This is a genomic window from Klebsiella sp. CN_Kp097 (genome assembly GCF_040064495.1).
GTDB lineage: Bacteria > Pseudomonadota > Gammaproteobacteria > Enterobacterales > Enterobacteriaceae > Klebsiella > Klebsiella aerogenes.
This window is the reverse complement of sequence record NZ_JBEAIL010000004.1, coordinates 106,329-119,442: the sequence shown is the minus strand read 5'-3', so window position 1 is coordinate 119,442 and position 13,114 is coordinate 106,329. Positions and strand designations below refer to the sequence as shown.

Annotated in this window: 8 protein-coding genes; 6 read left to right on the top strand and 2 right to left on the bottom strand. The window is 54.6% G+C overall.

Going from position 1 to position 13,114, the window contains the following annotated elements; translation table 11 throughout:
* The first annotated feature begins 95 nt into the window (after window positions 1-95).
* Window positions 96-2,948, top strand: a complete 2,853-nt coding sequence (gene rcsC, locus ABLV07_RS06175) for a two-component system sensor histidine kinase RcsC (RefSeq protein WP_045412294.1) — start codon at window positions 96-98, stop codon at window positions 2,946-2,948.
* A 114-nt stretch (window positions 2,949-3,062) separates the two neighbouring features.
* On the opposite strand, the gene rcsB is transcribed toward rcsC, so the two are convergent.
* Window positions 3,063-3,713, bottom strand: coding sequence for a response regulator transcription factor RcsB (gene rcsB, locus ABLV07_RS06170; protein ID WP_015365624.1), 651 nt, complete (start codon window positions 3,711-3,713; stop codon window positions 3,063-3,065).
* Window positions 3,714-3,729: 16 nt separating this feature from the next.
* The gene (gene rcsD, locus ABLV07_RS06165; RefSeq protein ID WP_045412291.1) at window positions 3,730-6,390 is read right to left on the bottom strand and encodes a phosphotransferase RcsD; all 2,661 of its coding nucleotides are present in this window, start codon (window positions 6,388-6,390) and stop codon (window positions 3,730-3,732) included.
* Between the two features lie 772 nt (window positions 6,391-7,162).
* On the opposite strand from rcsD, the gene ABLV07_RS06160 reads away from it, so the two are divergent.
* From ABLV07_RS06160 to ABLV07_RS06140, 5 genes are all read left to right on the top strand, one after another.
* Entirely contained in the window at window positions 7,163-8,290 is a 1,128-nt protein-coding gene (locus tag ABLV07_RS06160; RefSeq protein ID WP_015365628.1) for a porin OmpC, read from the top strand.
* A 103-nt stretch (window positions 8,291-8,393) separates the two neighbouring features.
* A complete protein-coding gene (apbE, locus tag ABLV07_RS06155; RefSeq protein WP_042893842.1) occupies window positions 8,394-9,446 on the top strand; it encodes an FAD:protein FMN transferase ApbE in 1,053 nt (350 codons plus the stop codon).
* Window positions 9,447-9,518: 72 nt separating this feature from the next.
* The gene (ada, locus tag ABLV07_RS06150; RefSeq protein ID WP_046883418.1) at window positions 9,519-10,589 is read left to right on the top strand and encodes a bifunctional DNA-binding transcriptional regulator/O6-methylguanine-DNA methyltransferase Ada; all 1,071 of its coding nucleotides are present in this window, start codon (window positions 9,519-9,521) and stop codon (window positions 10,587-10,589) included.
* A complete protein-coding gene (gene alkB, locus ABLV07_RS06145) occupies window positions 10,589-11,248 on the top strand; it encodes a DNA oxidative demethylase AlkB (protein ID WP_348853350.1) in 660 nt (219 codons plus the stop codon). The genes ada and alkB overlap by 1 nt, the downstream gene beginning before the upstream one ends.
* 68 nt (window positions 11,249-11,316) lie before the next feature.
* A complete protein-coding gene (locus ABLV07_RS06140) occupies window positions 11,317-12,960 on the top strand; it encodes a multidrug ABC transporter permease/ATP-binding protein (protein WP_046883416.1) in 1,644 nt (547 codons plus the stop codon).
* Window positions 12,961-13,114: the final 154 nt, after the last annotated feature.

The window sequence follows — 13,114 nt, the reverse complement described above, 5'->3', positions numbered from 1 at the left end:
ATCCCGGCCCTTTTTGCATTAACATTGCGGCAGAGCCCATTTACCGCTACTTTAACCCCATTCTGTTGAGCCCCTGACGACCGAGCATTGCCCCATTGAAATATCTTGCCTCGTTTCATACGACCTTAAAGGTTTCTCGTTATCTGTTCAGAGCGCTGGCGGTTCTGCTATGGATGCTGATTGCTTTTGTCTCCGTGTTTTATATCGTTAATGCGCTGCATGAACGGGAATCGGAAATTCGTCAGGAACTGAATCTTAACGCCGACCAGGCCCAGCGCTACATCCAGCGTACCGCGGATGTCATTAAAGAGCTGAAGTACGTCGCAGGCAACCGCGCGGCGACCGGGAGCGAGGGTAGCGCGCTGCTTGCCAATAGTGGCAATATCACAATCCCTAATTTTGAGCCGCTGTATCCGGATTCCGACTGCGGCGCAATGAGCGGCGCCTGGCGCAACTCACTGCAATCGCTGGCGTGGTTCATGCGCTACTGGCGGGATAATTTCTCTGCCGCCTACGACCTGAACCGTATTTTTTTAATTGGCAGCGACAACCTCTGCATGGCTAACTTCGGCCTGCGCGATATGCCGCTGGAGCGCGATCAGGCGCTGAAGGTGCTGCATCAGCGTATCGAACAATATCGCGATGCGCCGCAAAACGAGCGCGGCAATAACCTGTTCTGGATTAGCCAGGGCGTGCGTCCGGGCGTTGGTTATTTCTACGCCCTGACGCCTATTTATATGGCTAACCGCCTGCAGGCGATGCTTGGCGTTGAGCAGACTATCCGCATGGAGAGCTTCTTTACGCCAGGTAGCCTGCCGATGAGCGTGACGATCCTCGATGATAACGGTCAGCAGCTCATTTCCCTTGCCGGGCCGGATAACAGCATTAAACCGGAAACCCGCTGGATGCAGGAGCGGATGTGGTTTGGCTACAGCTCTGGTTTCCGCGAGCTGGTGCTGAAAAAGAGCCTGCTGCCATCATCGCTGAGCATTGTCTATTCGGTTTCCGTCGATCAGGTGCTGGAGCGTATCAGGATGCTGATCCTCAACGCTATCGTACTGAATATCCTGACCGGCGCGATCCTGTTCGCGCTGGCGCGTATGTATGAACGGCGGATCTTTATACCGGCGGAAAACGACGCTCAAAGGCTGGAGGAACATGAGCAGTTCAACCGTAAGATCGTCGCCTCCGCGCCGGTCGGGATCTGCATTCTACGCACGCAGGACGGCACCAATATACTGAGTAACGAACTGGCGCATAACTATCTGAATATGCTGACTCACGAAGATCGCCAGCGGCTCACGCAGATTATTTGCGGCCAGCAGGTCAACTTCGTCGACGTGTTAACCAGCAACAACACCAACCTGCAGATTAGTTTTGTACACTCGCGATATCGTAATGAAAACGTCGCGATTTGCGTGCTGGTTGACGTTTCCGCCCGTGTGAAAATGGAAGAGTCGCTGCAGGAGATGGCCCAGGCGGCAGAGCAGGCCAGTCAGTCGAAATCGATGTTCCTCGCCACCGTCAGCCACGAGCTGCGTACGCCGCTGTACGGCATTATTGGCAACCTCGACCTGCTGCAGACCAAAGCGTTGCCGAAGGGAGTCGATCGGCTGGTGACGGCGATGAATAACTCCTCCAGCCTGCTTTTGAAGATTATCAGCGATATTCTCGACTTCTCGAAAATTGAGTCTGAGCAGCTCAAAATCGAGCCGCGAGAGTTTTCGCCGCGCGAGGTTATGAATCATATTTCGGCGAACTATCTACCGCTGGTGGTGCGCAAGCAGCTTGGGCTGTACTGCTTCATTGAGCCGGATGTCCCGCAGACGATGATTGGCGACCCGATGCGCCTGCAGCAGGTCATTTCCAACCTGCTGAGTAACGCCATTAAATTTACCGATACCGGCTGTATCGTGCTGCATGTACGGCGGGCCGGCGACTATCTGCAAATAAGCGTACGTGATACCGGCGAAGGGATCCCGGCGAAAGAGGTTGTGCGCCTGTTCGACCCGTTCTTCCAGGTTGGTACCGGGGTGCAGCGTAATTTCCAGGGCACCGGCCTGGGACTGGCTATCTGTGAAAAACTCATCAGCATGATGGATGGCGACATTGACGTGGAAACTGAACCCGGCATGGGGAGCCGTTTCACCATTCGCATTCCGTTATACGGCATGCAGCAGATGCCGCCGCTGTTGGCCGAACAGCACAGCAACAGCACCTGTTGGCTGGCGATTCATAATACGTCACTGGCGTTGTTTATCGAATCGTTGCTGCAATATCATGGCCTGACGGTACGGCAATTTGCTGGCCAGACGCCAGCCGCTGACGATATTTTATTAACCGATGATGAACTCAGCGAGCGTTGGCCGGGAAGCGCTGCGGTGATCTTCTGCCGTCGGCATATCGGTATCCCCGTTGAGCGCGCGCCGGGAGAGTGGTTGCATAGCGTCACCACGCCGCATGAACTTCTGCCGTTGCTGGGACGCCTGCTGCATCTGGCGCTGGCGGTCGAAGAGAATGGTCCGGCGCTGTCGGCCCACGACGCGCCAACGGTCAGCAATGACGACATGATGATTCTGGTGGTCGACGATCACCCGATTAACCGCCGCCTGTTGGCCGATCAGCTTGGCTCACTGGGTTATCAATGCGTGACGGCCAATGATGGCGTCGATGCGCTTAACGTCCTGAGTAAACAACATATTGATATTGTTCTCAGCGACGTGAACATGCCAAACATGGATGGTTACCGTCTGACGCAGCGGATCCGTCAACTGGAGATGACGCTACCGGTTATTGGCGTGACGGCAAACGCGCTGGCGGAAGAAAAACAACGCTGTCTGGAGTCGGGAATGGATAGCTGTCTGTCAAAACCAGTGACGCTGGATATCCTCAAGCACACGCTGGCCACCTATGCCGCGCAGGTGCGTAAAGCCAGAAAAACAAGCTGAAGTCGCACTTCATCGTGTTGAGATCGCCCCGGAGCGTGATGCTTTCCGGGGTGGGGGAATAAGGCTTCAGAATGGCCCGGAAACGGCGGCTTGCCGCCATCCGGGAAATGTGAATTACTCTTTATCCGTTGAGGTGAGAGAAACGGAAGAGAGGTAGTTCAGCAGCGCGATATCATTTTCAACGCCCAGCTTCATCATGGCCGATTTCTTCTGGCTACTGATGGTCTTGATGCTGCGGTTCAGCTTTTTGGCGATTTCGGTGACCAGGAAGCCTTCAGCGAACAAACGCAGAACTTCACTCTCTTTCGGCGACAGGCGTTTGTCGCCATAGCCGCCGGCGCTGATTTTCTCCAGCAGGCGGGAGACGCTTTCCGGGGTAAACTTTTTGCCTTTCTGCAGCGCGGCCAGCGCTTTCGGCAGATCGGTCGGCGCGCCCTGTTTCAGCACGATCCCTTCAATGTCGAGATCCAGTACTGCGCTCAGGATCGCCGGGTTGTTGTTCATCGTCAGGACAATGATCGACAGCTCCGGGAAATGGCGTTTGATGTATTTGATCAGGGTGATCCCATCGCCATATTTGTCGCCAGGCATCGACAAGTCGGTAATCAGAACGTGCGCGTCAAGCTTAGGAAGGTTGTTAATCAGGGCTGTGGAATCTTCAAATTCGCCAACAACATTCACCCACTCGATCTGCTCAAGTGATTTGCGAATGCCGAACAGTACGATCGGATGGTCATCGGCAATAATTACGTTCATATTGTTCATGTATTAGGCTACCTTGCTACAGCAAGCTCTTGACGTAACCGTCAATGTCGCTGATGTATTTTTCTATACCTTGAGTATCTCGTTCATGAATCAGATGCTCAAGCGCTTCACATAACTGCTTGCCGGGTATCAAATTAAGCATAGCAAACGCGCCTTTAAGGCGGTGAGCGGTCTGCGCCAGCGCAGCGAAATCGCTGGTGGTGAATTCAGTATACAATCTCTGAACATCATCCGGTACCGTGTCGGCAAACAGCGCGTAATAGCCGCTGGCATGGAGTTCCGCATTCCCCTCATTTCCTGTTGAGGAGGGCTGAACCTCTTCTTGCGCCAGCTGCTGCTCAATCAGCTGCAGGATAGCTTCCTGCATTGCAGTGCTGATATTAAAATTGACGCTCAACTGACCTGGGCCAATTTTGCGTATCCCAACCTCATCATCGCTTAAAAGCAAGCCTGAAGCAGTAAGATTAGACGGATTATCCGTTAAAAAGAGATCATACTCTTGACTTGTGAGCCTTTCGTCCGGGGTGATACAGCTTGCGCCCCAGCTCTCTAACTGACGCGTCACGATGCGGCGCACTTCATTGGCGGTGATGTCAATCATCACGACCACATCGTCCAGCAGATGTTCGCCGGAATCGCTCTCTTCCTCGCTCGCCGCCATTTTAAGGTGTAGCGAGTAGCGGGTGCCGAGCGATTCCCGCGCCTTAATATTAAGCTGTCCGCCAAGCTTGCGAGTTAACCGGTCGCACAGCCAGAAGGTGAGGGCGTTGGCTTTGCCGTACTGGTCGGCTTGCGTCTCATTAAGGAACGGGAAGTGCATATTATCGATTTCATTGCCGCTCACGCCATTGCCGGTATCGAGGATACGGAAGGTCAGACGATCGTCGGCAGATTCATCTTTGCTCACCTCAAGCGTAATTTTACCGATGGGGGTGGTGGTGATCGCGTATTGAATCAGAAGTAATAGCGTGCGGCGCAGCGCGTCGCGGTCGCCGTAGCGCTGCTCATTGGCCGGCAGCGCATTATTGATTAACAGCTGAAGTCCTTTGCGTTTCACCATCGGCAGGACTTCAGGAACCACTTCATCTATTAAGCCCTGAATGGAGAACAAACCGGGGGTGGTTTTCCAGGTATCGCTTTCCAGTAAGTTCGCCAACTGAATCTCATCGACAAGATGAACCAGTTCATCAGCGTGCTGCGCCAGTTTGCGGCTTTCATGAATCCCGACGGCCGCCGCCTCCTGCGCCAGCGCCTGCGCCGGTTCTTTCAGCGCGGCGCCAATATTCTGCATAAAGGCGATGCGCCCCTGCTGATTTTTCTCATACAGACGCTGGGCCTGTTTGAGTTTTTTGTTCACCATCACTTCTCTATCCTGGTCGCGAATAATCAGGATCTGCGTGCGAGGAGCCACCTGGCTGCGGTACTGGCGGATTTCATAAAGTTCATTATTGATCGTCGCCTGAATCACCCCTTGATGCTGATCGGCCATATTGGTGATGTTCTGCAGGTTGAGGTGCGGCAGCAGATGATCGGCAATCGGGTTACTAATAATGGTGCGGTTGGCTTCCTGATCGTGCACCAACAGGCCCAACGGTAGCAAAGAGACGATCTCTTCATTAATTGCGCGCTGAGCGCGCAGCTCGCTGTTGGCCGCGGCGGGGGCCGTGCTTACGCTGCCGGGGGTACGGCGGCCGCTATAGTTGCGGAAAGTGGTAAAGCCAAACAGAGTTAACGCCAGCAGGCCAATGGTGAGCAGCAGCGGCAGTAAAATATTCTGTAAGGATTCCATTAGCAAAGTGCTGAACGGCACGACCCACACCAGCCGCATGCCGGTGGTATTGATGGCTGTGGTTATCTCAATACGCAGGCCATTAAAGCTGACGCTAACGTTATCAACGGCTTCTTTGTCTGAGCTGGTAGCGCCATTTTGCGCCGGATCTGGCTCGAGACGGAAGCTGTCCAGCGACATGCTCGGGGGGATGAGGTCGTTAATCGGTAAATCGAAGGCGACAACCGTTGCCAGATGACCCGGCTGGTTAAAGGTGGTACGCAGCGTGAAGTAATGGCCATTTTGCCACGTCAGATGACGCAGCGAAGAAAAGGTTTCCCGTTCGTCCAGCGTATTTGCCTGCAGGAGCATTTCGGCGCGGCGGGATTCCACCACGCTGCTAATCGTCGATTCTTTAAAACTCGAAGACAGATCTTTCAGCGGCAGGGTAGAGACCAGAATCAGGCTGTTATCCAACCCATTCAGGTAATACATCGACCAGGGAATGGTTTCCGCGCCCCATAAAATATCGAGATAGTTGGAAATTTTCTGCGTCATCTCAAGCGTCGAGCTGTCATGAGAGCCGAAGATCAGCGCTTCGGTCTTACGTCGCGGCTTTTCCAGATAGTAGACATCCTGCTTCAGCCGCGTCTCCTGCAGACCATCGCTTGAGGTACTTGAGCTGGTGGCGGCAATGTTGTCGTAAATCTGCCAGGTGGCATAACGCCAGGTATCGATGCGTTTGTGTAAAGCGTGGCTGATATCAACCACCTGGTAACTCCGGTCTTTTAGCCACGTATTAACCGAACTTTGGATCATCACGCCCATCGTCGCGAGCAAGACGATAACCATCAAGATGAAGAACCGGGTGATGCTACCGGGGATCAGGGAGAATTTTTTTTGGGTCATCGCGTGGCAGAGCTGCTCAGTAGTGTTTGTAAACAGGATGTTGCGCCATAGTGACGGGCAGCACAACGAATACTGGCAGGAAGTATAAAGGCTAACGCGGGAAATCCATACAACAGATTGACGCTGAGGGATCTTTTAATGCTGAGATTTCTCTCAAAACCATAGATGCGACAAATATGTACAGCTGAATTGATCTTGTACAATTAACCGACATTTCTTGCAGATAAATAGCACGAAAAAACAAGAAATTGGCCAAATAGGCTGACTTTCATTCGGAATTGATTGATTAATAGTCGTTATTTTTTTGCTGCGTTAGCACAGCATAATTCAAGATACGTAAAGAAGGGTAAAAAAAACCGGATGCGAGGCATCCGGTTGAAATAGGGGTAAACAGACATTCAGAACTGAATGACGGTAATAAATAAAGTTAATGATGATAGCGAGGATTATTTTAGTCTTCGGGGAGGATTTTGTTTTACCATTCAGTGCTATACATTTGAATGCTTATAATGCAATGATTTTTAATGAAAATATTATTTTTTTGATTTTTGGTGCTTATTTTTGCGACCTTTATTGCGCCTAAAAAGTTCCTTGGCATTTACAAATTGAAACATCTTGTGCGCATTTTGAAACACCTTAGAAGTTTTCGTATCATATTCTTGTTGGATTATTCTGCATTTTGCAGCACAATGAATACAGCCGACTGATTAGAAGGGTAATCAGTAAGCAGTGGCAATAATAAAAGGCATATAACAAACAGAGGGTTAATAACATGAAAGTTAAAGTACTGTCCCTCCTGGTACCAGCACTGCTGGTAGCGGGCGCAGCAAATGCGGCTGAAATTTATAACAAAGACGGCAACAAATTAGACCTGTACGGTAAAATCGACGGTCTGCACTACTTCTCTTCCGACGACAGCGTCGACGGCGACCAGACCTACATGCGTATCGGCGTGAAAGGCGAAACCCAGATCAACGACCAGCTGACCGGTTACGGCCAGTGGGAATACAACGTTCAGGCGAACAACACTGAAAGTTCCAGCGACCAGGCATGGACTCGTCTGGCCTTCGCGGGTCTGAAATTCGGCGACGCGGGTTCTTTCGACTACGGTCGTAACTACGGCGTTGTTTACGACGTAACTTCCTGGACCGACGTTCTGCCGGAATTCGGCGGCGACACCTACGGTTCCGACAACTTCCTGCAGTCCCGTGCTAACGGCGTTGCCACCTACCGTAACTCTGACTTCTTCGGTCTGGTTGACGGCCTGAACTTTGCTCTGCAGTACCAGGGTAAAAACGGCAGCGTGAGCGGCGAAGATCAGACCAACAACGGTCGCGGCTTCCAGAAACAGAACGGCGAAGGCTTCGGCACCTCCGTGACTTATGAGATCTGGGATGGCATCAGCGCTGGTTTCGCGTACTCCAGCTCTAAACGTACCGATGAGCAGAACAACTCTACTTATTTTTCTAAGTCCTATCAGCGTACATACGGTGTTCTGGGTGAAGGCGATCACGCTGAAACCTATACCGGTGGTCTGAAATATGACGCCAACAACATTTACCTGGCGACTCAGTACACCCAGACCTACAACGCAACTCGCACTGGCGACATCGGTTTTGCTAACAAAGCGCAGAACTTCGAAGTGGTTGCTCAGTACCAGTTCGACTTCGGTCTGCGTCCGTCCGTGGCTTACCTGCAGTCTAAAGGTAAAGACATGGGCCGTTACGGCGACCAGGACATCCTGAAATATGTTGACCTGGGTGCGACCTACTACTTCAACAAAAACATGTCCACCTACGTTGATTACAAAATTAACCTGCTGGACGACAACAAGTTCACTAAAGATGCAAGCATCTCTACTGACAACGTTGTGGCTCTGGGCCTGGTTTACCAGTTCTAAGCAAGCTGAAGTGTTGAAAAAGGCGCCTGCGGGCGCCTTTTTTTATGCCCGGTTTAACCTCGCTGGTATACTCTGGCTGCCTTTGTAACAGGAGCCCGTTTTCATGGATACCACCTTTTTCCGCGCCGCCTTTTTCGGCCTCTGCGTTCTGCTTACCGGCTGTGATTCCGCGACATCCCCGGCCACGCCAAAATCCGCCGCCACCGTGCTCGATGGCAAAACGATGGGGACCTACTGGCGCGTTAGCGTTGTTGGGTTGGATCCGGCGAAAGCCGAAGATTTACGCCATAAAGTTCAGGCGCAGCTCGACGGCGATGATTGGCTGCTTTCGACCTGGAAAAACGACTCCGCGCTGATGCGCTTCAATCATGCCGCCACCACCGAACCGTGGCCGGTGAACGAGGCGATGGCGGATATCGTCACTCTGTCGCTGCGTATTGGCGCCAAAACCGCCGGAGCGATGGACATTACCGTCGGGCCGCTGGTCAATTTATGGGGTTTTGGCCCGGATAAGCAGCCGGTAAAAACGCCGACGGAGCAGCAAATCGCGGCGGCAAAAGCGCGTACCGGGCTGCAGCATCTGACGGTGATTAACCGCGCCGATAAACAATATCTACAAAAAGATATTGCGGATTTATTTGTCGATCTTTCCACCGTCGGCGAGGGCTATGCCGCCGATCATCTGGCGCGCCTGATGGAGCAGGAAGGGATCGCCCGCTATCTGGTGTCGGTTGGCGGCGCGCTGGTCAGCCGCGGCATGAACGGCGACGATAAACCGTGGCGGGTGGCGATTCAAAAACCGACCGACCGTGAAAACGCTGTGCAGGCGATAGTCGATATCAACGGCCACGGCATCAGTACCTCCGGCAGCTATCGCAACTACTACGAGCTGGACGGCAAACGTATTTCTCACGTTATCGATCCGCAAACCGGCCACCCCATCAACCATAAGCTGGTATCGGTGACGGTGATTGCGCCGACGGCGCTGGAAGCCGACGGCTGGGATACCGGGCTGATGGTATTAGGGCCGGAAAAAGCGCAACAGGTGGCACACGAGCAGGGGCTGGCGGTCTATATGATCGTCAAAGAGGGCGACGGCTTTAAGACCTGGATGTCGCCGCAGTTCCGCACCTTCCTGGTCGGCGAGCAGAATTAAAAAGCAAGAAGCGCAGTTTTTTAGATCGGAGCAAGGCGCAAAGTAAGGATACACTTACAGCAGGAGCCCGCTATGAAACCGATGATTGCCGATATGACTAACGATGACCGCCGCTGGCAGGCGGTCTGCGAACGTGACGCCAGCGCCGACGGGCAGTTTGTCTTCGCCGTGTTGACCACTGGCGTCTGCTGCCGTCCCTCGTGCCGTTCACGGCGTGCGCTACGGGAGAATGTCCGTTTTTATTCTGATGTTGAAGCGGCAAAGGCCGCCGGATATCGCCCCTGTAAACGGTGTCGGCCGGATAATCTCGACCCGGACCAACAGCGGGTCGAGAAGGTTGCCGCCGCCTGTCGCCTGTTGGAGCAAGAGGCGACAGTCACCCTTGAGGCGCTGGCGCAGCAGCTGGCGGTCAGTCCGTTTCACTTTCATCGTATCTTTAAATCCGTCACCGGGCTCACGCCAAGGGCCTGGCAGCAGGCCTGGCGCGCGCGGCGCCTACGCGAAGCATTAAGCCATGGCCAGAACGTCACCAGCGCGGCATTAGCCGCCGGCTTCCCTGATTCCGCCAGCTATTATCGCCAGGCAAACGAGACGCTGGGCATGACCGCCCGCCAGTTTAAACGCGGTGGCGAAGATGTGGCGATTAGCTGGGTTTGCAGCGATAGTACCTCTGGCCGGTGCCTGGTGGCGTTCAGCGAACGTGGCGTATGCGCCGTGTTGCTGGGCGATGACGATAAGGCGTTATATGCGCAGCTGACGAGCTTGTTTCCGGGCGCCCAATTACAGCCGGGTGATGACATGTTTGCCGAACGCGTGGCGCAGGTGGTTGCCCATTTGGATAATCCGCAGCAGGCGGTGAATTTGCCGCTGGATATTCGCGGTACCGCTTTCCAGCAGCGGGTCTGGCAAGCCTTACGCCAGATCCCGGCAGGCGAAACCCGCAGCTACCGCGAGGTGGCGCACAGCATCGGTCAACCGCGCGCGGTCAGAGCGGTAGCCGGGGCCTGCGCTGCCAATAAGCTGGCGATAGTCATTCCTTGCCATCGGGTAGTGCGTGAGGGTGGGGCGCTTTCCGGCTATCGTTGGGGCAGCGAACGTAAAGCGCTGCTGCTGGCGCGCGAAGCGAAAATACGGGAGAAATAATGCTCGATTTGTTTGCAGATACGCCACCCTGGCAGGAGCCGCTGGCTCCCGGAGCGATGATATTACGGCGCTTTGCCGTGCAGCGTGCGCCGACGCTGCTGCAGGCCATCGCCGGGGTGGCCAGCGCTTCTCCGTTCCGCCAGATGGTGACCCCAGGTGGTTATACCATGTCGGTGGCCATGACCAACTGTGGCCAACTCGGCTGGACAATCGATATGCACGGCTATCTCTATGCGCCGGGCGATCCGTTGACCGGCGAACATTGGCCACCGATGCCATTGGTTTTTCAACAACTGGCGGCGGAGGCGGCGCAGGAGGCGGGCTATGCGCATTTTTCCCCGGACGCCTGTTTGATTAACCGCTACCAGCCGGGCGCGAAGCTGTCGCTGCATCAGGATAAAGACGAGCGGGATTTGCGTGCGCCTATCGTTTCGGTGTCGCTGGGACTGCCGGCGGTGTTTCAGTTTGGCGGGCTGAAACGTAACGATCCGCTGCGCCGGCTGTTGCTTGAACATGGCGATGTGGTGGTGTGGGGCGGCGAATCACGGCTCTTCTATCACGGCATTCAGCCGCTTAAACCGGGGGTGCATCCGCTGACCGGCGCCTGTCGCTACAACCTCACTTTTCGCCTCGCGGGTCACCGGCAAAAACAAAAATAAGAATTATTCTTGCTGTCGTCGGCAAGCCGTTTAAACTGCTGGCTGTTTGCTTGTCCGGATCGTAGCTTATGGAATTACTTGTTCTTGTTTGGCGCCAGTACCGCTGGCCGTTCATTGCCGTCATGGCGCTCAGTTTGCTCAGCGCGGCGCTGGGTATCGGGCTTATCGCCTTTATTAACCTGCGCCTGATTTCCCTTGTGGATACCTCGCTCACCGTGCTGCCGGAGTTTCTCGGCCTGCTGCTGCTGTTGATGGCGGTCACGCTCGGCTCGCAGCTGGCGTTAACCACCCTTGGTCACCACTTTGTCTATCGCCTGCGCGGCGAATTTATTAAACGCATTCTCGACACCCAAATCGAAAAGATCGAAAAAATCGGCAGCGCTTCGCTGCTGGCGGGCTTAACCAGCGACGTGCGTAACATTACCATCGCCTTTGTGCGCCTGCCGGAGCTGGTGCAGGGGATTATCCTGACCTTCGGGTCCGCCGCCTACCTGGCGTTTCTGTCCGGAAAAATGATGCTGGTGACCGCGGTCTGGATGGCGGTCACCATCTGGGGCGGCTTTGTGCTGGTGGCGCGCGTCTATAAGCATATGGCGACGCTGCGCGAGACCGAAGATAAGCTGTATCATGATTATCAGACGGTGCTGGAAGGGCGCAAAGAGCTGACGCTGAACCGTGAACGCGCCGAATATGTTTTTAATCAGCTGTATCAGCCGGATGCCCGCGACTATCGCCACCACATCATTCGCGCCGATACGTTCCACCTGAGCGCGGTGAACTGGTCGAATATCATGATGCTTGGCGCCATCGGTCTGGTGTTCTGGATGGCGAATGGCCTCGGGTGGGCCAATACCGCGGTGGCGGCGACCTATTCTCTGACGCTGCTATTCCTGCGTACGCCGCTGCTGTCGGCAGTGGGGGCACTGCCGACCTTGCTCAGCGCCCAGGTGGCATTCAATAAACTGCATCAGTTCGCGCTGGCGCCTTACCGCCCCGGTTTCCCCGAGCCGCAGGCGCATCCGCACTGGCAGACCCTGGAGCTGCGCGACGTGTCGTTCCACTACCCGGATAACAGTTTTGCCGTCGGGCCGATTAATTTGACTCTCAAACGCGGCGAACTGGTGTTTCTGATTGGCGGCAATGGCAGCGGCAAGTCGACGCTGGCGATGTTGCTGACCGGGCTGTATCAACCGATCTCCGGGCAGATCCTGCTCGATGGTCAGCCGCTGGCGGCGGAAAAACCAGAAGATTACCGCAAGCTGTTCTCGGCGGTGTTTACCGATGTCTGGCTATTCGACCGTCTGTTAGGGCCAAAAGGCGAACGCGCCGATCCGGCGCTGGTCGCGAAGTGGCTGGCGTATCTGAAGATGGACCACAAGCTGCAGCTGGAAGAGGGGAAAATCCTCGATCTGAAGCTGTCTAAAGGGCAGAAAAAACGCGTGGCGCTGCTGCTGGCGCTGGCCGAAGAGCGCGATATTATTTTGCTCGATGAGTGGGCTGCGGATCAGGATCCACATTTCCGCCGCGAGTTTTATCAGGTGCTATTGCCGCTGATGCAGCAAATGGGGAAAACCGTGTTTGCCATCAGCCACGATGATCACTATTTCCAGCATGCCGATCGCCTGCTGGAGATGCGCAGTGGCAAGCTTAGCGAGCTCACCGGCGTTGAGCGCGAACTGGCGACCCGCGACGCGGTCGCGCGTACTGCCTGACGGTTTTGCTGGTAACCCGAGCGGGCGTGCTCGCCCGTTCGGGCCATATTGCTGTTTTTTACGGCAGATAAATTGCTGGCGGTTATTATTTCCCCCTCCTCGCGCTATGCTTATGGCTGCGGCCATGCAGGTCGACTTCTATTCTCACAAGGAT